General features: G+C 69.7%; 25 protein-coding genes and 1 pseudogene. 12 read left to right on the top strand and 14 right to left on the bottom strand.

Going from position 1 to position 20,693, the window contains the following annotated elements:
* Nucleotides 1-415: 415 nt before the first annotated feature.
* A complete protein-coding gene (locus tag ABD331_RS38620; protein ID WP_344486628.1) occupies nucleotides 416-1,027 on the top strand; it encodes a TetR/AcrR family transcriptional regulator in 612 nt (203 codons plus the stop codon).
* A gap of 689 nt (nucleotides 1,028-1,716) precedes the next feature.
* Here the strand turns inward: ABD331_RS38620 and ABD331_RS38615 are convergent.
* Entirely contained in the window at nucleotides 1,717-2,043 is a 327-nt protein-coding gene (locus ABD331_RS38615; protein WP_344486625.1) for a YciI family protein, read from the bottom strand.
* 5 nt (nucleotides 2,044-2,048) lie between these two features.
* Complete coding sequence (locus ABD331_RS38610) at nucleotides 2,049-2,417, bottom strand: YciI family protein (RefSeq protein ID WP_344486622.1); 369 nt, start codon at nucleotides 2,415-2,417, stop codon at nucleotides 2,049-2,051.
* A 164-nt stretch (nucleotides 2,418-2,581) separates the two neighbouring features.
* Between ABD331_RS38610 and ABD331_RS38605 the strand changes: the two genes are divergently transcribed.
* Both ABD331_RS38605 and ABD331_RS38600 read left to right on the top strand, forming a co-directional pair.
* Nucleotides 2,582-3,538: an LLM class flavin-dependent oxidoreductase gene (locus tag ABD331_RS38605; RefSeq protein WP_344486619.1), complete on the top strand. Its 957-nt coding sequence runs from the start codon at nucleotides 2,582-2,584 to the stop codon at nucleotides 3,536-3,538.
* A 124-nt stretch (nucleotides 3,539-3,662) separates the two neighbouring features.
* A complete protein-coding gene (locus ABD331_RS38600; protein ID WP_344486616.1) occupies nucleotides 3,663-5,000 on the top strand; it encodes an SDR family NAD(P)-dependent oxidoreductase in 1,338 nt (445 codons plus the stop codon).
* 260 nt (nucleotides 5,001-5,260) lie between these two features.
* Here ABD331_RS38600 and ABD331_RS38595 read toward each other — a convergent pair whose 3' ends face one another.
* A complete protein-coding gene (locus ABD331_RS38595) occupies nucleotides 5,261-6,415 on the bottom strand; it encodes an alkaline phosphatase PhoX (RefSeq protein ID WP_344486613.1) in 1,155 nt (384 codons plus the stop codon).
* Between the two features lie 204 nt (nucleotides 6,416-6,619).
* Here ABD331_RS38595 and ABD331_RS38590 point away from each other — a divergent pair, with 204 nt between their 5' ends.
* A complete protein-coding gene (locus tag ABD331_RS38590) occupies nucleotides 6,620-7,171 on the top strand; it encodes a CobW family GTP-binding protein (protein ID WP_344486610.1) in 552 nt (183 codons plus the stop codon).
* 166 nt (nucleotides 7,172-7,337) lie between these two features.
* Here ABD331_RS38590 and rpsR read toward each other — a convergent pair whose 3' ends face one another.
* On the bottom strand, nucleotides 7,338-7,550 hold the full coding sequence (gene rpsR / locus ABD331_RS38585; RefSeq protein WP_344486607.1) for a 30S ribosomal protein S18: 213 nt from the start codon (nucleotides 7,548-7,550) through the stop codon (nucleotides 7,338-7,340).
* A complete protein-coding gene (locus ABD331_RS38580) occupies nucleotides 7,547-8,674 on the bottom strand; it encodes a CobW family GTP-binding protein (RefSeq protein WP_344486604.1) in 1,128 nt (375 codons plus the stop codon). The genes rpsR and ABD331_RS38580 overlap by 4 nt, the downstream gene beginning before the upstream one ends.
* 73 nt (nucleotides 8,675-8,747) lie before the next feature.
* Here ABD331_RS38580 and rpmG point away from each other — a divergent pair, with 73 nt between their 5' ends.
* From rpmG to rpmF, 4 genes and pseudogenes are all read left to right on the top strand, one after another.
* Nucleotides 8,748-8,912: a 50S ribosomal protein L33 gene (gene rpmG, locus ABD331_RS38575; RefSeq protein WP_148440526.1), complete on the top strand. Its 165-nt coding sequence runs from the start codon at nucleotides 8,748-8,750 to the stop codon at nucleotides 8,910-8,912.
* 22 nt (nucleotides 8,913-8,934) lie between these two features.
* Entirely contained in the window at nucleotides 8,935-9,171 is a 237-nt protein-coding gene (gene rpmB / locus ABD331_RS38570; protein ID WP_344486598.1) for a 50S ribosomal protein L28, read from the top strand.
* Nucleotides 9,171-9,470 (top strand): 30S ribosomal protein S14, encoded by a 300-nt coding sequence (gene rpsN, locus ABD331_RS38565; protein ID WP_344486595.1) that lies wholly within the window; start codon nucleotides 9,171-9,173, stop codon nucleotides 9,468-9,470. Before rpmB ends, rpsN begins: the two co-directional genes overlap by 1 nt.
* Before the next feature lie 2 nt (nucleotides 9,471-9,472).
* Nucleotides 9,473-9,637: pseudogene (gene rpmF, locus ABD331_RS38560) on the top strand (50S ribosomal protein L32); the annotation flags it as partial.
* A 129-nt stretch (nucleotides 9,638-9,766) separates the two neighbouring features.
* Here the strand turns inward: rpmF and ABD331_RS38555 are convergent.
* The gene (locus ABD331_RS38555) at nucleotides 9,767-10,222 is read right to left on the bottom strand and encodes a VOC family protein (RefSeq protein ID WP_344486592.1); all 456 of its coding nucleotides are present in this window, start codon (nucleotides 10,220-10,222) and stop codon (nucleotides 9,767-9,769) included.
* A gap of 254 nt (nucleotides 10,223-10,476) precedes the next feature.
* On the opposite strand from ABD331_RS38555, the gene ABD331_RS38550 reads away from it, so the two are divergent.
* Nucleotides 10,477-11,124 (top strand): GntR family transcriptional regulator, encoded by a 648-nt coding sequence (locus ABD331_RS38550; protein ID WP_344486589.1) that lies wholly within the window; start codon nucleotides 10,477-10,479, stop codon nucleotides 11,122-11,124.
* A 108-nt stretch (nucleotides 11,125-11,232) separates the two neighbouring features.
* Here the strand turns inward: ABD331_RS38550 and ABD331_RS38545 are convergent, their stop codons facing one another.
* Nucleotides 11,233-11,721, bottom strand: coding sequence for a hypothetical protein (locus ABD331_RS38545; protein ID WP_344486586.1), 489 nt, complete (start codon nucleotides 11,719-11,721; stop codon nucleotides 11,233-11,235).
* A 652-nt stretch (nucleotides 11,722-12,373) separates the two neighbouring features.
* Nucleotides 12,374-13,297, bottom strand: a complete 924-nt coding sequence (locus ABD331_RS38540) for an AEC family transporter (protein ID WP_344486583.1) — start codon at nucleotides 13,295-13,297, stop codon at nucleotides 12,374-12,376.
* Nucleotides 13,298-13,508: 211 nt separating this feature from the next.
* Between ABD331_RS38540 and ctaD the strand changes: the two genes are divergently transcribed.
* Entirely contained in the window at nucleotides 13,509-15,146 is a 1,638-nt protein-coding gene (gene ctaD / locus ABD331_RS38535) for an aa3-type cytochrome oxidase subunit I (protein ID WP_425566148.1), read from the top strand.
* Between the two features lie 4 nt (nucleotides 15,147-15,150).
* A complete protein-coding gene (locus ABD331_RS38530) occupies nucleotides 15,151-15,393 on the top strand; it encodes a DUF3040 domain-containing protein (protein ID WP_344486577.1) in 243 nt (80 codons plus the stop codon).
* A 64-nt stretch (nucleotides 15,394-15,457) separates the two neighbouring features.
* On the opposite strand, the gene ABD331_RS38525 is transcribed toward ABD331_RS38530, so the two are convergent.
* Nucleotides 15,458-16,222, bottom strand: coding sequence for a PIG-L family deacetylase (locus ABD331_RS38525; protein WP_344486574.1), 765 nt, complete (start codon nucleotides 16,220-16,222; stop codon nucleotides 15,458-15,460).
* Nucleotides 16,223-16,280: 58 nt separating this feature from the next.
* Between ABD331_RS38525 and ABD331_RS38520 the strand changes: the two genes are divergently transcribed.
* The gene (locus ABD331_RS38520) at nucleotides 16,281-16,775 is read left to right on the top strand and encodes an NUDIX hydrolase (RefSeq protein WP_344486570.1); all 495 of its coding nucleotides are present in this window, start codon (nucleotides 16,281-16,283) and stop codon (nucleotides 16,773-16,775) included.
* Nucleotides 16,776-16,842: 67 nt separating this feature from the next.
* On the opposite strand, the gene ABD331_RS38515 is transcribed toward ABD331_RS38520, so the two are convergent.
* From ABD331_RS38515 to ABD331_RS38495, 5 genes are read right to left on the bottom strand one after another with little or no spacing between them, the layout of a single operon-like run.
* Nucleotides 16,843-18,075, bottom strand: a complete 1,233-nt coding sequence (locus ABD331_RS38515; RefSeq protein ID WP_344486567.1) for an epoxide hydrolase family protein — start codon at nucleotides 18,073-18,075, stop codon at nucleotides 16,843-16,845.
* 2 nt (nucleotides 18,076-18,077) lie between these two features.
* Nucleotides 18,078-18,536: a MarR family winged helix-turn-helix transcriptional regulator gene (locus ABD331_RS38510; protein WP_344486564.1), complete on the bottom strand. Its 459-nt coding sequence runs from the start codon at nucleotides 18,534-18,536 to the stop codon at nucleotides 18,078-18,080.
* Between the two features lie 47 nt (nucleotides 18,537-18,583).
* Nucleotides 18,584-19,099, bottom strand: a complete 516-nt coding sequence (locus ABD331_RS38505) for a hypothetical protein (RefSeq protein ID WP_344486561.1) — start codon at nucleotides 19,097-19,099, stop codon at nucleotides 18,584-18,586.
* A 55-nt stretch (nucleotides 19,100-19,154) separates the two neighbouring features.
* A complete protein-coding gene (locus tag ABD331_RS38500; protein ID WP_344486558.1) occupies nucleotides 19,155-19,559 on the bottom strand; it encodes a hypothetical protein in 405 nt (134 codons plus the stop codon).
* Between the two features lie 36 nt (nucleotides 19,560-19,595).
* Entirely contained in the window at nucleotides 19,596-20,591 is a 996-nt protein-coding gene (locus tag ABD331_RS38495) for an Acg family FMN-binding oxidoreductase (RefSeq protein ID WP_344486555.1), read from the bottom strand.
* Nucleotides 20,592-20,693: the final 102 nt, after the last annotated feature.

Genomic DNA, 20,693 nt, shown 5'->3' with positions numbered 1-20,693 from the left:
TGGTGATCGTGGGAGCGCCCCACTTCTTCTCCAGCACGACGTTGCGGCCCTTGGGGCCGAGGGTCACCTTGACGGCGTCGGCGAGCTGGTTCATACCGCGCTCGAGACCGCGCCGGGCGTCCTCGTCGAATGTGATCATCTTGGCTGCCATCGGCTGCTCCTGTTCCTGCTCTGGTTCCTGCTCTGGTCGGAGGTCCCGCTGGGTCCTCCGGGGCGTGGCCGGGACGGCGCCCGCGACGGACGGCTCGCGCAGGACGGGCATGGGAGCCTGCTCTGCGGAGCCTCACCGTCTCCGGCGCACGCCAGGTGATCGGCACTTCGGACGGGAAGTGCCGGGCGTCGTCCCGCACTCTATCCACAAAATGCGTGCCACGCACAAGTTGCGTGCCGCGCATCATCGGGTAGGCTTCACGCCATGAACGATGACGCCATGGATCTGCGGTCCCGTAACAAGCAGGCCACCCGGGAGGCCATCGGTCACGCCGCGCTGCGGCTGGCCATCGAGCAGGGCCCCAACGGGCTGGCGCTCGTTCGCGTCCATGACATCGCCACGGCCGCGGGTGTTTCGCCGCGTACGTATAACAACTACTTCTCCAGCAGGGAGGAGGCGATCTGCGCTTTTCAGGCCGATCAGTCGCGGCGGGTGGGGGAGGCGCTGCGTGCCAGGCCTGCGGGGGAGGGGCTGGAGGAGGCGGTGATCGCTGCCGTGGTCGAGCTTTATACCGATCCTGAGCCAGACCGGGCCGGTCTTGCCATGATCATGTCGACGCCCGCGTTGGAGGGGGAGGCGCTCAAGGCGTTCAGCATGGCGGAGGAGCCGCTGGCGGAGGCCATCGCGGAGCGGACCGGTGGCGATCCTCGGGCTGACCTGTTTCCTGCTGTGACGGCGTCGGCTGTTGCCGGGGCTATTCGAGTGGCGGGGCGCCACTGGTTGCAGCCTGGCGTCACCGGCTCCTTCGCTGGTGTTCTGCGTAGTGCGCTGTCGTGTGTCTTCGCTGCTGGGCGCGGGAGTGGGGAAGAGAAATAAGGCGCGGGCTGGGCGACAGGGTGAGTGAAGGGCGGGGGAAAGTGAGGCAGGGTGGGTGGCGGGGCGGAGGCTGGGGTGAGGCGCGAGGTGGTGGCGGGGCGGAGGCTGGGGTGAGGCGCGAGGTGGTGGCGGGGCGGAGGCTGGGGTGAGGCGCGAGGTGGGTGACGAGTGGTGGCGGGTTGGGTGGCGGGTGGTGCGGGAGCACGCTGGACTTACGACGCGCTGACTTGCGGGACGCGGTGCGGCCCCTGCATGGTGCGGCGCAGTGCCGCATGGTGTGGTGCAGTGCAGTGCCGGGGTGTGGGCCCGGGTGCGTGTGCAGAGCTCGCATGCCGAGCGTGGCGTGTGCAGAACTGGCATGCCGAGCGTGACGGGCGGGCGCAGTGCCGGGCATGCCGCGAGTGGCGGGGTTGCAGTGCGGCACTGCGCCGTATCGGGCCCGGTGGGGGGCATTGTGCGACGCAGTGCACAGCACAGCACGGCGCGGGGCGGTGTGGCACAGCACGGCGCGGGGCGGTGTGGCACAGCACGGCGCGGGGCGGGGCAACGGAGCGGGGTGCGGTGCGAAGTGGCGCGGTGCAGTGCCGCAGGGCGTCGCCCAGGGGAAGTGCGGGGCAGTGCGTATGCCGGTCCACGTCGCACCGCGTAGTGCGTACGGCGTCATAGGTCCTCAGGGTGTCAGTGCATGATCACATCTCCCATCCGGCAGAGTCCATCACAGGGCGCACTTCCACCGTTCCACCATGTCCGTCCACCACGAGCGCCGCCAGTTCGAGGGCACGCTCCCGGCTTTCGCAGTCGAGCAGGTACTGTCCGGCCACGTGCTGCACGGCCGGCAGGTACGGTCCCTCGGTCACCTCCACCACGCCATCCCTTGCCTGGACGACGGCGCTGATGGACGGGTTGGAGAGAGCGTGGCCGGCGATGAGCTCGCCTGACCGCCCGGCCATGGCCAGGATGCGTTCGTGATCGAGTACGGTGGCGGCGCTCGCGTAGACGTTCAGCAGGAACTTCACCGGGCTCAGCCGTCGGCCGTGCCCGCGAAGACAACCGGTCGCACCTCGATGCCGAGTCCTTCGACGCCGGCGTCGGGGATGAGTGCGGCCAGTTCGAGGGCGCGCTCCCGGCTGTCGCACTCCACCAGGTAGTAGCCGCCGAGGAACTCCTTGGCCTCCAGGTACGGCCCGTCCGTCACGACCGGGACGCCGCGCTGGACCCGCACCACGGCGCTCTGCCCCGGATCGGCCAGGGCTGCTGTGCTGATCAGCTCGCCGGACTTGGTGATGGTGTCCATGAAGCCGCCGTGGCCGCTCATCACCTCGTTGCGCTGCTCCTCGGTGAGCGCGTCCCAGACCTGGGGGTTCGTGTGCATGATCAACAGGAACTTCATGTCATCTCCTTCGATGGCCGTTCGGTGCCCTCGTGGGGCCGTTCACCGTGGGGTCGGAGCCGGTTGCGGGTTTTTGCCGTGGCGGGCGCAAAATTTCTTTCGCGGCTCCGACCTCTCTGCGGAGCGGGTGTTCCCCGCTCGACGGTTACGAATGGAGCATACGAATGAGTCTTCCTCGCATCGGCGTGACCCTGCCGCAGGTCAGCCCGTACGCCGGTCCCGACGCCGTCGTCACCGTGGCGCAGGCGGCCGAACGGCTCGGCTATCACGCCGTGTCCGCCAGCGACCGGCTGCTGATCCCCGCCGGGCCGCACTGGAACAACGACGCGGGCCTGCCCGAGGACCACGTCTGGGAGTCGCTGGAGCTGCTGACCTGGGCGGCGGCGCACACCCGGCGCATCCGCGTGGTCACCGGCATCCTGAACACGATCTTCCAGCCGCCCGTCGTCCTGGCTCGCAGACTGGCCACGCTCGACCGGCTCTCCAAGGGGCGGCTGGTCGTGGGCGTCGGGCAAGGTGGCGGTACGCGGCTGCCGCCGTTCTACATTCCCGAGGAGTTCACCGCGGCCGGGGTGCCCGCCGGGCGTAGGGGTGCGGGGTTCGTCGAGCATACGGCGGCTATGCGTGCCTGCTGGGCTCCTGATCCTGTGGAGTTTCACGGTGAGCACTACCGGATTCCGCTGGCCAAGGTGGGGCCGAAGCCGTGGCGGGGCAGTATTCCGCTGCTGTTCGGGGCGATCACGCGTTCCACGATTGAGCGGGCTGCGCGTATCGGGGACGGGTTCATCACCACTGCGGTGAATTGGGATGACACTCGCATGCAGGTCGGGTGGTATCGGGACGCTGGTGGCAGTGGCAGTGGCAGTGGCAGTGGCAGTGGCAGCGGCCGGGGTGAGGGCACCGTTGTGGTGAACATCATTCCGACTCCTCCCGGGGAGCCGGTTTCGCCGCAGGTGTTCACCGGTGCCGTGCTGGGTCAGCTCGATCGTGCGGTGGCGGTCGGTGCTGATGAGGTGCATATCGCGCTCCATCTTCTGCCGATGGAGGCCGAGCAGCAGGTTGAGCTGATCGAGGAGCTGGCCGCCAAGCTGGGGCTGGCTGCGTCTGCGCCGGTGTCGTAGCCGGTTCTGGTGGCCCGCCGTGACCGGTCGTGCGGCGATCTGGAAGGGGGGTGGCGAGCCGGAAAGGCGTTGATGGTCACTCCGGTACGTGTAAGTGTGGCCTTCGGCGACGAAGGGCGGAGCGATGAGATCGTTCACGGGGAAGACGGCCGTCGTCACGGGAGGCGGCGCCGGGATGGGCCGCGAACTGGTCGTGCAACTGGCGGCCGAGGGCTGCTCGGTCGCCGCCTGCGACATCGACGAGGCCTCCCTGGCCATCACCGCCGAGCTGGCCGCCAAGGCTGTGAACGGCGGTGGCGTGCGGGCCGCCAGGATCGCGCCCGGAGGAGACATGCGGGCTGCCGGGGCAGCGCCTGGTGGTGACGTGCGGGCCGCCGGGTCCAGGCGTGGCGGTGGCGTGCGGGCTGCCGGGGCAGGCCCTGGCGGTGACGCGCGGGGCGCCGTGGCGGGGCCTGGTGGTGACGCGCGGATCGTCAACACCGCGCTCGGTGGTGACGCGCGGGCCGCCACCAATAGGCCCGGTGGGCAGGCGCGGGTCGCCAGCACCACACCCGGTGGCGACGTGCGGGCTGTCAACGCCGCGTCTGGCGGGGAGGCGCGGGCTGCCGAGACCGGGCCCGATGGTGGGGTGCGGGCCGTCACCAACGTGCCCGGTGGCGAGGTGCGGATCACGACCCACCTGTGCGACGTGTCGGACGAAGCCCAGGTGGCGAGGTTCCGCGACGAGGTGATCGAGCAACACGGCACCAATCACATCAATCTCCTGTTCAACAACGCCGGCGTAGGCGGCGGCAGCAGCTTTGTCACCAGCCCGCGAGCCGAATGGGACCGGACGTTCGCCATCTGCTGGGGCGGTGTCTACAACTGCTCGCGCACGTTCATGCCGCTCCTCATCGCCGCCGACGAGGCTTGCGTGATCAACACCAGCAGTGTCAACGGCTTCTGGGCGTGCGGCCCGAACATGCCGATGAGCGCCTACAGCGCCGCCAAGTTCGCAGTGAAGGGTTTCTCGGAGTCGCTGGTGGTGGACCTGCGGCTCAACGCGCCCCACGTGCGGGTCGCGCTGGTGATGCCGGGCCACGTCGGCACGGAGATCGTGATCAACTCGCGAAGGCTTCACGGCGGCGCGGAGCCCGACGACATGACCCCGGAGGAACTCGCGGACGCCCGGGGTCTCGCCGCCGCCGTTGCCGGTGTTCCCGCCGATGAGCTGAGCGACGAGGCGGTGCGGGCGGCGGTCAAGGCCATGGGGGAGGGCTTTCGGGACAACGCCCCGCTCTCCGCCGCCGAGGCCGCGACGATCATCCTCGACGGCGTGCGCGCGGGAACCTGGCGCATCCTGGTCGGTGACGACGCCCGCGCGCTGGACGAGGCGATGCGGGCCGATCCGCTGGACCTGTACGAGCCGGGCAGCCGGACGCTGGCGGAGATGTTCGCCAACATGCGCCCGCGCGGGGAGTGAGCGGGCGCGGGGTCAGCGGAAGGGCCTGATCATGCGGTACGTGTCGGTGCCTCCGACGTCGCGCCGGGGTCGGCGGAAGGGGCCGCGGTGACGTAGTACGTGATGCCGCCTGACGGCGACTCCGACGTCGCGCCGGGGTCCGCGGAAGGGGCCGGTCGCCTGGTACTTAATACCTCCGACGTCGTGCTGGGGGTCGGCGGAAGGGCCCGGTCGCGCAGTATGGCATGCCGCCTGACGACGACCCCGACGTCCCGCTGAGGTCAGCGGAAGGGGCCGGTCACGCAGTATGTGATGCCGCCGGACGACGACCCGGACGTCCCGCGCTGGGAGGAGAAGTACAGCCGGTCGCCGGACGGGTTGAAGGCGGGACCGGTGATCTCCGACGCGCTCTGCCCGCTGATCCGCAGGAATGGCGAGATCTTGTCGTCGGGCGTGATCAGGCAGATCTCCATGTTCCCGCCGTCCTCGGCCACGTAGAGGTCGCCGGAGGCGGAGCCGGTGACGTTGTCGACGCCGGTGAGCGGCGGCGTGCCTGGACTGACGAGGCTGTCGTCGTAGGCGAGCTCGTACCTGTTCGTGGTCGGATCGAGCTGCCACACCCGGTTGTCGCCCTTGGTGGTGAACCAGACGGTGTTGTTCGCGTAGTGGCAGCCCTCGCCCCCGTTGAAGGACTTCGACCCTGATACCTGGCTGCGGGTGGCGGTCGGGGAGCCGTCGGGGTCTGGCACGTTCGCCCAGGTGAAGGAGCCGGAGGTGGCGGAGCCCGCGACCAGTACTTGCAGGGTGCCTGACGACAGGTCGCCCCAGGTGGTGGGGACGAACCGGTAGAACCGTCCGTCGGGCTCGTCCTCGGTCAGGTAGATCACCCGCCGCACCGGGTCGGCCGCCGCGGCCTCGTGCTTGAACCTGCCCATCGCGGGCCGCTGCACGGCGGCGCCGCCGAACGGGTAGGTCTCGTAGACGTAGCCCCGGCTGACCTCCTCGCACGACAACCAGGTGTTCCAGGGTGTCTTGCCGCCCGCGCAGTTCGTCCGGGTGCCGGACAGGATGCGGTAGGCCGAGGTGACGTCACCGTCGGCGTCGAAGCGGAGCGCCGAGGCGCCGCCGCCCGGGTTGATCTCCGAGTTGGACACGTAGATCCAGCCGCTGCCGTCGGCGAAGCACGCGCCTCCGTCGGGCGCGTCGTGCCAGGTGTAGGACGTGCCGGTGACGGCCTGGCGGGACCGGGCGATCACCCTGCTGGTGAAGCCGGAGGGTAACTGGATGCCGTTGGCGTCGGCGGCCTGCAGCGCGCCGTACGGGCCGCCGGCGTTCTGGGCGGGCGCGGCCAGGGCCGCCCCTTGCCAGAGACTGCCGGAGAAGGCGACCGTGCCGGCGCCGATTACCGAGGCGCGCAGGAAATGACGGCGTTCCATCGACGAACCTCCTGAGTGGGGGGTGCAGCCTCGCCGACAGTAAGTCGACCACATGGACACCGATCTGTCAGGAAAGTTAACGACAACGGTGTGCTGCACCACATTTCGGTGGTTTCGCGAAGAAGACTACGATAATGGTTTTCATTGTGAGCATGGAGGTTCGCGTGGCTGCTCCTGTCGTCCTGGTCGCCGGTCTGTACGCCGATGGAGCTGCCGGACACCGCCGAGCCGCGCCCGTTCGCCGAGACGCTCGCCGCCGAGGAGGGTCTCCGGCTGACCGGCGTGCTCACCGCGCTCGACGCCCGGCACATGCCCGTGAACATCCTGCGCGCCGACCGCCTGCCCGGCCGCGACGAGCGGTACGTCGCCGAGGTGCTGGCCAGGCAGCTCGAGTACGCCACCCACCTGGTGCTGCACGGCGGCGACGCCGAGGACGGCGAATTGTCGCGGGCCGTGCTCGCTCACCTGGCGCCCGCCACCCCCGTCCACCACCTGCGCGCCGACCGCCTGCCCAGCCTGAGCGGACGGACGGTGTGCGCCCGCGAGCTAGCCGACCGCGTCGAACCCGCCACCGCCGTGCTGCCCTGCGAGGCCAGGACCGGCGCGGTCACCACCGTCGTCTGGCATCGGCTGCGGCCCCTGCGCCCCGGCCGCCTGTTCGAGGTCACCGAGGAACTGGCCGGTTCGGACGTCTGGAGTGGGTGGGAGGACCCGTTCTCCCTCGTCCTCGACGCGGACGCGATGCTGCCGTCGTAGGGGGCGAGGGGGCGAGGGGGCGAGGGGGCGAGGGGGCGAGGGGGCGAGGGGGCGAGGGGGCGAGGGGGCGAGGGGGCGAGGGGGCGAGGGGCGAAGGCCGGGCAGGGCGGCCCCGCCCCCCACGCTGCGGGACCGGGTCAGTGACGCTGGGCCCGGTGGTGCGGGTTTATGGTGTTCTGGGGCGGGACGCGTACGGCAGGAGTGCCATCTCACGCGCGTTCTTGATGGCGCGCGCAAGCTCCCACTGCTGCCGCACACTCACCCCCGTCACCCGCCGGCTGCGAATCTTCCCCCGATCGGAGATGAACCGCCGCAACAGGTTCGTGTCCTTGTAGTCAACCCGCTGCAGCAGCATGTCCGGCTTACGTCGGATCCTCATGCGATCTCCTCAAGGTCCAGCATCGGCGCGAACGGATCATCGAACAGAGCCACGGGCCCGTCCTCGGGGGTGGTCAAGCAGGAGTCCAGCAACGCCCGCAGCCGCTCGCCGTCCAGGTTGGGCCCGGTGAACACGAGATGCTGGACGCGATCCCCCACCTCGGCATGCCAGTCCAGGGAAGCGGCCAGCCGCCGGGCGGGCGAGACGAGGTCCCAGGCTGCCTCGGGCAAGGCGGCCAGCCAGGGGCCGGCGTCCTCGACGGAGACGATTCCGGCGACCGCGTCCCAGGCCAGCAGCCGGCTGGGCCGGGTGGCCAGCCAGAAGCGGCCGCGTGAGCGTACGGACTCGGTGACCAGCTCGTCCACCGCCTCGAAGAGGCGGCCGGGGTGCAGGGGGCGGCGGCTGTGCCAGACCATGGTGGTGATCTCGTCGGTGCGGGCGTCGCCGGGAAGTTGCGCGGTGGCGGGCTCCACGCGTTCGGCCAGCTCGGACGTGCACAGCGCCGCCCCGGTAACGGCGGGCAGGGCGGTGGCGGGATGCACCGGCGTGAACGGGGTCAGGTGCGTGAGCACGGCGGCCGTCAGGTCCTGGTCCTCCTCGTCGCCGCCGTGCGGCACCAGGCCGGTGGCGTACTCGATCTGCCGGGTGAGCACCTCGGCGAGGAAGCGCTGGTCGCCGGCCGCGGCGGGTTTGCCGACCTCGATGAGGCGTTCGCCCCTGGTCAGGTCCTCGGGCATGGCGGCGGCGTCCACGGCGGTGAGGACGGCGGTGAGCCGCAGCAGGTCGTGCGCCTCGGGGCGGTCGACGGCCTCGGCGACGGAGCGGGGCTCGACGGAGTCCCACAGGTCGGCGATCAGCAGCGGCGCGGTGGGTGCGAGCGCGACGAGCCGGGGGAGCAGGTCCTCGCGCACCGTGCAGGTGACGCAGCCGTGCGCGAGCCGTACCTGCGCGGACTCCCGCACGCCGGTCGCGTCGCGGACGGTGCGGGTGATCAGGCCGGTGGTGACCCGCCCGAGGTCGTGGTGGACGGCGAGCGAGCCGGGATGGTCGGCGAGCAGCCGCTCGACGGCGGCCGTGCGGGCCGCGCCGTGCAGGCCTGCGACGAGGACGACGGGGGTGGGCACCGGACCTCCAGTTGTCGAAATGAAAATCGTTGTCGTTATCATGGCACAGCTCCGCAACCCGGAAGGAACCGCTGTGGCCAGAAACGAGCTACGGCCGCTGATCAAGCTCCGCTCGACAGCCGGCACCGGCTACACCTACGTGACCAGGAAGAACCGCCGTAACGACCCCGACAGGCTGACGCTGCGCAAGTACGACCCGATCGTGCGCAGGCACGTGACGTTCCGCGAAGAGCGATGACCCGTCCCGACGGAAGGAAATGATGTCCGCACACTGCCAGCTGACCGGCGCGGCGCCGGTCTTCGGCAACGCCGTCTCCCACTCCCACCGGCGCACCCGCCGCCGCTGGGACCCCAACATCCAGCGCCGCCGCTACTGGCTGCCGAGCGAGGGCCGGCACGTACGGCTGACGCTCAGCGCCAGAGCCATCAAGATCATCGACAAAATCGGCATCGAGCAGGCCGTCGCGCGCGTCCGCGCCAGAGGAGAGAGGGTCTGATGGCCAAGAAGAGCAAGATCGCAGCGAACGAGCGCCGCAAGGCCGTGGTGCGCCGCCATGCCGGACGGCGGGCCGAGCTGAAGGAGATCATCCGCACCGGCGGCCCGCAGGAGAGGGCCGACGCCGTGCGGGAGCTGGCCCGCCAGCCCCGCGACGCCAGCCCCACCCGGGTGCGCAACCGCGACTCCATCGACGGACGCCCCCGCGGTCACCTGTCGAAGTTCGGGCTCTCGCGGGTGCGCTTCCGCGAGATGGCCCACCGGGGCGAGCTGCCCGGCGTGACGAAGGCGAGCTGGTAGCCGTGGCCGTGCCCAAGCGGAAGACGTCCCGCTCGAACACGCGGCACCGCCGCAGCCAGTGGAAGGCCGCCGCGCCCGACCTGGTGCCCATCGTGGTGGACGGGCGGGAGCTGCTGGTGCCGCGGGCGCTCGTCAGGGCGTACCGGCGAGGCCTCATCACCCCCCCGCTGACCACCCCCACCGGCCGGCGCCGCACGACGGCGCCGGCCTTCGACCTCACAAAGCGGCCTTCGACCTCACAAAGCGGACTCCGACCTCATAAAGCGGCCTTCGACCTCACGAAGCCGCCGCTGCCCCTACTGCCCGGCCGCCGCCTGCAGCCCGGCGATGTCGATCTTCTGCATGCCCATCATGGCCTTCATCACCTGCTGCGCCGTGGCCGGGTCGGGGTGCTGCAGCAGCTCGTGCAGCTGCTTGGGGATGATCTGCCAGGACAGGCCCCACCGATCCTTCAGCCAGCCGCACTGCGACTCCTCACCGCCCTCGGTGAGCTTGTCCCACAGCTCGTCCACCTCCTCCTGCGACTCGCAGTTCACGTACAGCGAGATCGCCTCGTTGAACTTGAACTGCGGGCCGCCGTTCAGCGCCAGGAACCGCTGGCCCGCCGCCTCGAACTCCACCAGGAACGCCGGCCCTGCGTCGCCCTGGCGCTGCACCGAGACGATGCGGGAGTCGGGGAACAGGGAGGTGTAGAAGGTGGCGGCCTGCTCGGCCTGGTCGTCGAACCACAGGAACGTGGTGATCTTCTGCATGGCGGGTCCCTCCTCAGGGGGTCGTCGTTCGTTCCGCACCAACGCGTCGTACGGGCGGGGCGCGGATCGACACAGCCCGGGAAGATTTTTCTCCCGGACGCCGTCCGCCGAGCACGGCGCCTCGTCATACGCATGAGCGATCCGGCGAAACAGGCAGTGTCGGGCGACGCCTATGGACACCGCGGTGTGAACGCGTCGTGATGATCAGCAGTTCCTTGATGTATATGAGGGTTTCCAATATGTACTCTGCGGCCATGACGAAACGAGGTCCCCGGGGGCCGGTGCCGATCTACCGGATGATTGTCAACGCCATCAAGGACGACATCGCCACCGGCAGACTCAAGCCCGGCCAGGCACTCCCGACGGAAGCCGAGATGTGCACGACCCATGAGGCGTCGCGGCTGACAGTGCGCAGAGCCCTTGAGGTGCTGCGCGAGGCTGATGTCATCTACACCATCCGCGCCGATGGCTCATATGTCGGCCCCAGGGACGCCCCGCAGATCCGCGAGCCGCGGGAGTTCGAGAAGATCGCGGCTGATCTCGCGGTGAGCATCAAGCGGGGCGTCTACGGACCGGATCAGGTGCTGCCCTCACAATTGGAGTTGATCGAAGAGTACGGCGTGGCCAAGAAGACGGTCAGTGCCGCCGTGGCTTTGCTCCGTGAGCAGGGGTGGGCGTACACCGTGCCCGCGATCGGGACGTTCGCCACGCACCGCGACAAGTGGCCGTGGACGTCTCAGCAGATCGCGGCCGACGTGATCGAGAGGATCGAAAGTGGCCGCAGCGGGCCATATGAGGGGTTGCCGTCCGAGTCCGAGGTGATGGAGGAGTACGGCGTAGGCAGCGAGACGGCGTCTGCCGCCGTTGCTCTGCTGCTTGAGCAGGGCCGAAGTCTTGTCTGATGCGTGTTTCTGCTCTGCGTGGCGACGCTCCGCCGCGATCCAGCGCAGGTCGTCCCTGCGGGTGTGTTACGGCTGCCGGTGGGGCCCGCCGAGGACGTTGCGCGGTACCTAATCGCATTGCGGTGCTTTTTTGGCGGTACCTGCACGCGTCAGCTCTGTGGCGGTCTCCTGGATGTAGGCTGGAATTGCACTGTTCAGCGAGCCTATAGACCTGAGCGGATCTGCGGGTTTGCCTATCACTTCACTGTACTCGTGGCCGTTCACCGAGTATTGGATCTGCAGTCCCCATTCATAGAAAGCTGAGCACGCCTGGGCGTCCACGCGAATCTGGGCTGGCTCGTCCTTCGAAACAGAGAAAGCCTTGCCTATGGGTTCAGTGCGAGGCTGGCGAGTCACTCCGGGCGCGTCCGGAGATCCTTCGACGCCTTTATCGGTCAGAGTGAGTCTATCCAAGTCGAGATGGAAGACTCTCTCGTATACGTCGCCACAGCCTCCGCCGCCTGCTGCGGCGACCCATGTGGGTGACGCCACCCCTTTCTTGTAGATTATCGGCCTCAGATTTGTTATCAGCGCAGTGGAATCGTCGAGCACGGACATGTTCAGATAGAGGTGGCCGACTCCATGCGCAGCGGCGCCAGCGGATGCGAGTTGGGTTCTCGCGCTCACGTCAGGCGACAGATCCACTGTGGTGGGCGATGTCCGGGGGTCCAGGACTGCCACCTGTGTCGTCAAGTCGCAGTCGCTCAGTGTCGGCCAAGTAGTGGCCACGTGAAATGGCTGCTCCAGTCGTGCTGGTGAGGAGGGTGCGGATCCAACCTCACAGGTGTTCCCTGTCCCTCCTTGAAGGATGCAACTCCCATCCCCGGCCGTGGCGTTGTTGGTTGAGCCGTCCGCATCTCGTGTATCCCTGGAGTTCGAAGGTTCCCCGCTGCAGGAGATCGCGAACGTGGCGATCAGAGCTCCAACGCTCACGAGCGCTCCGACCCCTTGCCACCAGGGCCGGCCAAGGATCTTCAATGTCGGTGCCGGTCTCTGAGCTGATTGCCGTGATTTCCTCGGCATAGGATCACCTGCTCCGAGTCGCAGGGGGCAAGTCTATCCAAGAGGCAATATGTCGGGGTCCTCGCGGTGTGAATGATAATGAGCCTGAAGATCTCCAGGTCGCTCAAGACATATGGCTGCTTTCTTGCTGCTGAGAGGGCCTGGGCCAGATGCCGTGCAGAAAGGCCCACATTGGATCACTTCCGTTTCATCCCAGCACAGCCCCTATAGCGGTCATGATCGGGATGGACAACCCCGTGGTCAGCAGCACCGCGCCGCGAGCCAGCCGCCTGCCCGTGTCATAGGTGACGGCGTAGACATAGATGTTCTGCGCCGTGGGCAGCGCCGCGAACAACGTCGCCGCCAGTAGTTGCGTGCCCTCCAGCCCCAGCGCGAAGCGCGCCGTCACGTACGCGAGCGCCGGCTGCGCGAACGCCTTGAGCGTCACCGCCAGCGCGATGTCCTTGCCCACGCCGTTCTCCTCGGGCGCGGCTGGGGCGCGGCGGGAGCCGTACAGGCTGAGGCCGTATGCCAGCAGCGCCACCGGGACGGCCGCGCCGCCGAGCAGGTCGATCGGGCGCATGACCGTGACCGGAAGGGAGACGCCGCTGAGCGCGAGGGCCAGGCCGAGCAGTGAGGCGACGGTGAGCGGGTTGCGGAAGGGCAGCAGGAGTGCGGCGCGCGGGGAGCGGGAGCCCTTGTCGAGGATCAGGAACGAGACGGGGGTCAGGACGAGGAGCTGGAAGAGCAGGATGGGGGCGACGAGGGCGGCGTCGCCGAGCACGTACAGCGAGATCGGCACCCCGAGGTTGCCGGCGTTGACGTAGGAGGAGGCGAGCGCGCCGATCGTGGCCTGCCGCGTGGTGCGCCGCCAGGCGAGCTTGGCCACCAGGACGAAGACGAGCTGCGTGACCGCCACCGCGATGATCTCGGTCAGCAGCACCGGAGAGAGCAGCGCGCCCAGGTCGGCGCGCGACACGGTGGCGAACATCAGCGCCGGGGTCGCCACGAAGAACGCCAGCCGCGACAGCACCAGCTCGTCGCTGAACTTCAGCAGGCCGATGACACCGAGGACGTAGCCGAGCACGGCGACCGACACCAGGGCGGCGAACGCCGCAACTACCCCCGACAACCCATTCCCTCCCAAACTGGACGTTCAGGAGGGTATCTGAGGTATCCGGGCTGGTCCGAGCCCGGCTCACCGGCTTAGGACACCCGGAAGGGGGTAAGCCCGTCGTAAGGCGCTGACCTGCGGAAACTTCGTCATGTGCGGGCGCCGAGAGCACCACGGGGCAAATGGGGGGTTCCCGGTGACCATTGACGAACCGCGTACTGACGAGCCGTTGACACCGGTGGCGGCGCCGGTGAGGCCGTCGAGCAAGGGCCGCCTCATCGTGCGCTGGCTGTCGAGCACGGACCACAAGGTCATCGGCTACATGTACCTGATCGCCTCGTTCGTGTTCTTCTCGCTGGGCGGCGTCATGGCGCTGCTCATCCGGGCCGAGCTCATCCACCCCGGCATGCAACTGGTGACCAACGAGCAGTACAACCAGCTCTTCACCATGCACGGCACCATCATGATGCTGCTGTTCGCCACCCCGCTGTTCGCCGGGTTCGCCAACGTGATCATGCCGCTGCAGATCGGCTCGCCGGACGTGGCCTTCCCCCGGCTCAACGCGGTGAGCTTCTGGCTGTTCCTGTTCGGCGGCATCATCGCGGTCAGCGGCTTCCTCAGCCCCTCGGGAGCGGCCAGCTTCGGCTGGTTCGCCTACACGCCGCTGTCGGACGCGACCTTCTCACCCGGCGTCGGGGGAGACCTGTGGGTCATGGGGCTCAGCCTGGCCGGCGTCGGCACGATCCTCGGCGCCGTCAACTTCATCACCACCATCATCTGCATGCGAGCCCCCGGCATGACCATGTTCCGCATGTCGATCTTCACCTGGAACGTGCTGCTGACCAGCATGCTCGTGCTGATGGCGTTCCCCGTGCTGGCCGCCGCGCTGCTCGCGCTGGAGGCCGACCGCAAGGTGAACACCCAGTTCTTCCACCCCGAGAACGGCGGGGCGATGCTCTGGCAGCACCTGTTCTGGTTCTTCGGCCACCCCGAGGTCTACATCATCGCGCTGCCGTTCTTCGGCATCATCACCGAGGTGCTGCCCGTCTTCAGCCGCAAGCCCATCTTCGGCTACATCGGCCTGGTCGGCGCCACCATCGCCATCGCAGGGCTGTCGATGACCGTCTGGGCGCACCACATGTTCCCCACCGGGCAGGTGCTGCTGCCGTTCTTCTCCTTCTTCACCTTCCTCATCGCCGTGCCGACCGGCGTGAAGTTCTTCAACTGGACCGGCACCATGTGGCGCGGCCACCTCAGCTTCAAGACGCCGATGATGTTCGCCGTCGGGTTCCTCATCACGTTCCTGCTCGGCGGCCTGACCGGCGTCATCCTCGGCTCGCCGCCGCTGGACTTCCACATCACCGACACCTACTTCGTCGTGGCCCACTTCCACTACGTGGTGTTCGGCACCGTGGTGTTCGCCATGTTCGCCGGGTTCTACTTCTGGTGGCCCAAGATGACGGGCCGCATGCTCCACGAGGGCCTCGGCAAGCTGCACTTCTGGACGCTGTTCATCGGCTTCCACCTCACGTTCCTGGTGCAGCACTGGCTCGGCGTGGCCGGCATGCCGCGCCGGTACGCCGACTACGGCCCAGGCGACGGCTTCACCGACCTGCACCTGATCTCCTCCATCGGCGCGTTCCTGCTCGGCGCCTCGACGCTGCCGTTCCTCTACAACGTCTGGTACACCGCGCGCACGGCCAGGCGGGTCGTCGTGGACGACCCCTGGGGGTTCGGCAACTCGCTGGAGTGGGCCACCTCCTGCCCACCGCCCCGGCACAACTTCACCAGCATGCCCCGCATCCGCTCCGAACGTCCCGCCTTCGACCTGCACTATCCGCACGTCGGCGGCCGTGCGGCGGAGTGAGGACATGGACGGCGTGGACGGCCTGTCGCCGCAGGAGCGGCTCGTCCTGGCGGAGATCGAGCTGGAGCTGCGGCACAGCGGGGAACGGCTGGCCAGCCGGCTCAACGAGTTCAACGAACGCGCGGCGGAGGGCGGGCCGCGCCGCTTCGGCGATCATGTCAGCCGCGGCGAGGTGGCCGTGGTGGCGGCCATGGTGCTGATCCTTACGGGGATACTGACGCTGGTGATCGTCACCTGCGGCAAGTGATCCCGTCTCCCCACGGTCGGCCGCTGCCCTCGGTGCGGGCGGGCGTGCGTGCTGGACGGCCTGATCACGCCTCCAGTGAGGTGGCCGTGGGCTGAGCGGTGAACGATACCCGCCGGTACCACTCGTTGCCCAGCAGTTGTGCCCGCGCCCGTTCCGGCAGTGACGTCAGCAGCGTCATCGACGCGCCCCGCCCCACCTCCGACTTGTGCGCGTGCATGGCCGCCCACTTCCGCTCCGCCCACGCCGCCACGTCCAGATGGACGGCGATCTCCCCGTCCGGCACGCCCAGCATGGTCTGCCCCGGCTCGGGCGGCGCCCCGAACACCTCCTCCCACCCCGCCACGACCACCGAACGCGGGAACGTGGCCAGGTAGACGGCCCGTGGCCGCCACGGATCGCCCGCCCCGGGATAGAGCTGGTCGTATCCGGCCGCCTCGGCCGCCGCCAGCGTGACCCGGTGCGCGTGCACGTGATCAGGGTGGCCGTATCCGCCGTAGCCGTCGTAGGTGAGCACCACGTCCGGCTTGACCTGCCTGATGTGCTCGACCAGCCGCCCTGCCGACTCCTCCAGCGGCACGTCCACGAAGCGCGGCGCTCCGGGCGCCGAGCCGGGCTTGCCCGCGTCGGCGTACCCGAGCAGCCTCGGCGCGCCCGCGCCGAGGATCTCCAGCGAGCGCTCCAGCTCCCCGGCGCGGCCGGTGCCCGCCGCCCAGGTGCAGGTCACCACGGCCGTCCTCGCTCCGGCGTCGGCGTACCTGGCCAGGGTGCCGCCCGTCCAGATCGCCTCGTCGTCGGGGTGCGCGTGCACGCACAGCAGCCCGAAATCCATTCGATCATGCTAGCGGCCTGCCCTATCGTGGATCGCCCGATCGACGATAGGGAGCCACATGTCCACGCCCCGGCTGCGCAGGGCGGCGCGCGCCGTCATCCTCGACCAGCACGACCGGGTGCTGCTGTGCAGGATCGACCTGACCGCTGAGGACGGCCCGGTCGTGTGGGCCATGCCGGGCGGCGGGGTGGAGCCCGGCGAGACGAGCCTGCGGGCGCTGGCCCGCGAGCTGGAGGAGGAGATCGGGCTGCGCCTGGACGGCGAGCGGCCGCCGCACGTCTGGCACCAGAGCGCGACCGGGCCGTACGCGCCCGGCTACGACGGCGTGGTCAACGACTACTTCCTCCTGCGGCGGCCCGGCTTCGTGCCACGGGGTTCCATGAGTGATGAGGAGCTGGCGGTCGAGCACATCAGCGGGTGGCGGTGGTGGAGCGTGGCGGAGATCGCGGCGGGCCACGGCGACGACCTCTTCTCACCCCGCGACCTGGCCGGCGTCCTGGGCGCGCTGCTGGCTGACGGCGTGCCCGCTGAGCCGATCCGCATGGGGCTATAAAGCCGCGACCCCGGACGCGCGGCTCCCGTCCTGCGGTTTCGGGCGTGCGGTCGAGGCCCGGACGGGGTTATGACGTGCGGTCCTTGAACGTGCGGCGCAGGTCGGCCACCCACTCCCCGGGAATCTCCCACGGGATGAAGTGCCCGCCACGATCATGGCAGGCGATGTTCACATGGTTGTACCAGGCCGCCCTGTCCCCGTCGAGGAAGCCACGGATCCGCTCCTTACCCGTCGTCACCCCCGGCGGGTTCTCGTAGGAGACGAACGTGATCCCGGTGGGCGCCTCGACGACCGGCCACCGGTCGTGCGACGGCGTCCACGGGTAGCGGTTGTTGTTGGCGTAGGTGCGGATCGAGGTGTCGATCCCGCCGCCCGCCCAGTAGATGGTGGCGTGCGTGAGCAGGTCGTCCTTACTGAACACGCGCTCCACGTCCCCGCCGTTGTCCGACCACTTCGCCCACCGCTCCAGGAGCCAGGCCAGCATGCCGGAGGGGGAGTCGGACAGGCCGAAGCCGAGCGTGGTCGGGGCGAGCAGGTGCGCGGCCAGGTGCACCGCGAAGCGCCGGTCCAGCTCGACGAACCGGTCGTGCACGTCGGCGGGCAGGCCGGGCGGGATGGGCGCGCCGCCGCTGAGGTCCCACGCCCGGTCGCCGTTGAACATGGTGAGCTTCTGCGCCGAGCCGATGTGCGTCGCGTACAGCTCTCCTGCGTACTTGTGCCCGAGCTGCCCGGTGATCAGCGCGCCGACGTCGCAGCCCGCCGCGGCGTATCTGTCGTGGCCGAGCACGCCGGTCATCAGCTCGTGCCAGACGTCGGCCATCTTCCAGAAGTTCATGTCCGGGCGCTGCGTGAGCGGCGTGGAGAAGCCGAAGCCCGGCAGCGACGGCACGATCACGTCGAACGACTCGGCCGGGTCGCCCCCGTACGCGGCAGGGTCGGCGAGCGGGTCGACCACCTTGGACCAGTGCCAGAACGTCCACGGCCAGCCGTGGCTCAGGATCAGCGGCTTCGGGTCGGGGCCGGCGCCCGGCCTGCGCATGAAGTGCAGGGGCACGCCGCCGACGTCCACGCGGTAGTGCTCGTAGCGGTTGATCGCCCGCTCGGCGGCCCGCCAGTCGAAGCCGTCCGCCCAGTACGCGACCAGCTCCTCCAGGTACGCCCGCCGCACCCCGTAGTGGCCGTCCTCGTTGCCGACGTCCAGCGGCCAGCGGGTCGCCTTCAGCCTGCGGCGCAGATCGTCCAGGGTCTCGTCCGGCACGTGCAGCGGCACCGGCTCCAGCGGGAACGGCCGATCGGGCATCGTCAATCCTCCAGACCTTCGAGACGCGCGGCGATCTCCGTCATCCGGGCCAGGACCCGCGCGTAACCGTCGAGCTCCGCCTGCTCGCGCGCGTCGAGGCGCTCGACCACGCGCGCCAGCCGCGCCACCCTGTCGGCGCGCCGGGACTCCACGACCTGCTCGCCCTCGGAGGTGAGCGACAGCAGCACGGCCCGGCCGTCGCGGGGGTCGGGGCTGCGCGTGACGAGCCCGTCGCGCTCCAGCTTGGTGACCAGGCTCGTCAGCGCGGGCTGCTTGAGCTGCTCCGTCGCGGTCAGCTCGGTCAGCCGCATCGGCCCCTTGCGGGACAGGGTGTGCAGCACGGACAGGCTCGAGAAGCTCAGCCTTCTGACCGCGGGGAGCCGGATGAAGTACGTGTTGAAGTCCTCGATCGCGCGGGCCAGCGCGTCGAGGCCGGGGTTCCCGCCGGGTGGAGAAGGCACGTGGGCAGTTATATCAAACTTCGATATAACTGCCCACGGCCAAGGGGTCAGTTGACGCAGTCCTGCTTGTCGAGCCCGAAGGCCAGCTCCCTGACCTTGCCGCCCTTGGTGTAGAGGAAGGCGTAGTAGGCCTTCGCGTTGCCGGGCACCGCCACGTACGAGATCCCGGCGGGCGAGATGCGCAGCCCCGGGTAGGCCTTCTTGACCTGCTTGGTGGAGGAGCCGAGGCCGATGCCCTGCGGCGTCCGCATGCCCTTCTGCGCCAGGATCACGGCCACCCCGACCCGCTTGGAGATGTACAGGCCGACGCGGCCCTTCCCCGCCGGGTGCGCCTTGAGGTTCCAGCCGGAGCACGGGCTCGCGCCCGAGCCCAGCTTGAAGACGATCTTCCCGGTGGCCTTCGCCTTGGCGGCGCTCATGCCGAGCTTGACCGCGCCGTAGCCGTACGGGCCGAGGGCGGGCCTTTTCGCGGTCGTGGCGAGCGGGGTCGTGGCGAGCGCGGGCGCGGCGGAACCGGCCACCAGCGCCCCACCGGCCAGCAGGGCGACGAGCAGCTTCTTCATGATTTCCTCCCCGTTGTCATGGCATATGAGGGTTCGTCCGTCAGGGCTCGACGGATCACTGCCCAGGACGCAGGATGGTCTTCCACGCCGAGCACCCGCCCGTGGGCCGCTGGGCCGTGCCCCGGCAGACCCGCACCTTGACCTGCCGCGCGTCGCGATAGTCCTTCCTGAACGTGCCGACGCCCGGCACGCAGTTGTAGAAGCCGTGGTCGCGCCAGCGCCCGTCGCGCGAGCCCTGCGAACGCAGCACCGCCCACGCGCAGCCCTTGCCCCGCGTGTCCTCCAGGTTGCCGGTCACGAGGTGGCCGAACTGGTGGATGGCGACCTCGCCCCAGGCCGACGCCATGCCGTCGGCTGAGTGCACGGCGCGCCACTTGCGCAGCGCGGGCGTGGCAGCGGCCGGGACGCTGAGCGTCAGCGAGACGGCGGCGGCGGTGACCAGGACGACGAGCGAACGCATGAAACAACTCCACGGTGCGGTGACGATCGAACCCTCCTACGAATAGGGCCCCGCTCTTGCGATCGGCTTGGAGATCGCTGATCCCGCCGCCAGCTCGCCCGCCGGGCGGCGCGGGCTGCGCGCCACGTACGGGCCGTAACCGAGCCTGATGATCATCTGGGGGTGGCCGCGCCGGTGGCGCGGGTCGCGGCGGCTGCGCATGTCCCGCAGGTCGAGCGGCTGGTTCAGGAAGGACGCCGACACGCCGTGCAGGGCCGCGACCAGCAGCACCCGCTGCAGCGCCTGACCGGCACGCAACCAGTCGGCGGGACGGTCACCCATCGTGGTCAGCACCGCGAGCTGCGGCCGCTCCTCGAAACGCGCCTCGCTGTCGTGCTGCCCGAAGTCCCGGACCGGCGAGGGGTCGCGCAGCGCCCGCGGCCCGTGCACGTAGCCGGGCAGGCCGTCGTGCCGCGCGCCGCGCATCGTCCAGGCCGCCACCTCGGCCAGGTAGCCGTGGTCGCGGGCGAGCTGGTCCTCGGCGATGGCCGCGTAGTCGAGCAGGTCGGCCGTGGCGTGCCGGCCGAGGCGCACCAGGGCCGCGCCCTCCCGGGAGGCGGCCAGCCGCAGCTCCTCCCACACCGCGCGGGGCAGGCTCCGGCTGAGGAACGGGCGGCGGCTGGTGCGGCGCACCGGGATGAGGTCGTACAGCTCGCGGGAGGCGCCGGGGACGGGCGACGCCTCGCCCACGCGGACGGCCGCCAGCAGGCCGGGCTCCTCCCCGGGCGACGGCAGCAGCCACACCATCGGCCGCCGCCCCGCCGTCCGCACCGCCAGGCGCAGGTTGAACAGCGCCGCGCCGCAGCTCACGTGCTGGTTGCGACCACGCGGATCACCGACCCGCAACCGCCGGTCCTGGTCGGCGAGCAGCTCGACGTACTCGCCGCGCACCACGCGGAAACGCCAGGGCTGGGTGTTGAGCACCGAGGGCGCCTGGCCGGCCGCCACCAGCAGCCGACGGACACCGAGCTCGGTGGCGAGTGAAGCGGACATCGCACACACCTCCTGCCACCGACGCTCGCGCACCCGCCCCGCCCCGATGAGTGCCGGACGGCCTCCCGGCGGCGCCGAAGGTCCCCCAGCGGGGACAAGGAC

Source organism: Nonomuraea monospora (assembly GCF_039531895.1).
GTDB classification, from domain to species: domain Bacteria; phylum Actinomycetota; class Actinomycetes; order Streptosporangiales; family Streptosporangiaceae; genus Nonomuraea; species Nonomuraea monospora.
The sequence above is the reverse complement of the archived record's forward strand: the minus strand, read 5'-3'. Positions and strand labels throughout refer to the sequence as shown.

Bases quoted from the DNA above. Each gene is read 5' to 3' on its own strand.
- ABD331_RS38620 (WP_344486628.1), top strand. From the start codon at position 416: ATGAACGATGACGCCATGGATCTGCGGTCCCGTAACAAGCAGGCCACC.
- ABD331_RS38610 (WP_344486622.1), bottom strand. From the start codon at position 2,417: ATGAAGTTCCTGTTGATCATGCACACGAACCCCCAGGTCTGGGACGCG.
- ABD331_RS38605 (WP_344486619.1), top strand. From the start codon at position 2,582: ATGAGTCTTCCTCGCATCGGCGTGACCCTGCCGCAGGTCAGCCCGTAC.
- ABD331_RS38600 (WP_344486616.1), top strand. From the start codon at position 3,663: ATGAGATCGTTCACGGGGAAGACGGCCGTCGTCACGGGAGGCGGCGCC.
- ABD331_RS38595 (WP_344486613.1), bottom strand. From the start codon at position 6,415: ATGGAACGCCGTCATTTCCTGCGCGCCTCGGTAATCGGCGCCGGCACG.
- ABD331_RS38590 (WP_344486610.1), top strand. From the start codon at position 6,620: ATGGAGCTGCCGGACACCGCCGAGCCGCGCCCGTTCGCCGAGACGCTC.
- rpsR (WP_344486607.1), bottom strand. From the start codon at position 7,550: ATGAGGATCCGACGTAAGCCGGACATGCTGCTGCAGCGGGTTGACTAC.
- rpmB (WP_344486598.1), top strand. From the start codon at position 8,935: ATGTCCGCACACTGCCAGCTGACCGGCGCGGCGCCGGTCTTCGGCAAC.
- rpsN (WP_344486595.1), top strand. From the start codon at position 9,171: ATGGCCAAGAAGAGCAAGATCGCAGCGAACGAGCGCCGCAAGGCCGTG.
- ABD331_RS38555 (WP_344486592.1), bottom strand. From the start codon at position 10,222: ATGCAGAAGATCACCACGTTCCTGTGGTTCGACGACCAGGCCGAGCAG.
- ABD331_RS38550 (WP_344486589.1), top strand. From the start codon at position 10,477: ATGACGAAACGAGGTCCCCGGGGGCCGGTGCCGATCTACCGGATGATT.
- ABD331_RS38545 (WP_344486586.1), bottom strand. From the start codon at position 11,721: ATGTCCGTGCTCGACGATTCCACTGCGCTGATAACAAATCTGAGGCCG.
- ABD331_RS38530 (WP_344486577.1), top strand. From the start codon at position 15,151: ATGGACGGCGTGGACGGCCTGTCGCCGCAGGAGCGGCTCGTCCTGGCG.
- ABD331_RS38525 (WP_344486574.1), bottom strand. From the start codon at position 16,222: ATGGATTTCGGGCTGCTGTGCGTGCACGCGCACCCCGACGACGAGGCG.
- ABD331_RS38520 (WP_344486570.1), top strand. From the start codon at position 16,281: ATGTCCACGCCCCGGCTGCGCAGGGCGGCGCGCGCCGTCATCCTCGAC.
- ABD331_RS38515 (WP_344486567.1), bottom strand. From the start codon at position 18,075: ATGCCCGATCGGCCGTTCCCGCTGGAGCCGGTGCCGCTGCACGTGCCG.
- ABD331_RS38505 (WP_344486561.1), bottom strand. From the start codon at position 19,099: ATGAAGAAGCTGCTCGTCGCCCTGCTGGCCGGTGGGGCGCTGGTGGCC.
- ABD331_RS38500 (WP_344486558.1), bottom strand. From the start codon at position 19,559: ATGCGTTCGCTCGTCGTCCTGGTCACCGCCGCCGCCGTCTCGCTGACG.
- ABD331_RS38495 (WP_344486555.1), bottom strand. From the start codon at position 20,591: ATGTCCGCTTCACTCGCCACCGAGCTCGGTGTCCGTCGGCTGCTGGTG.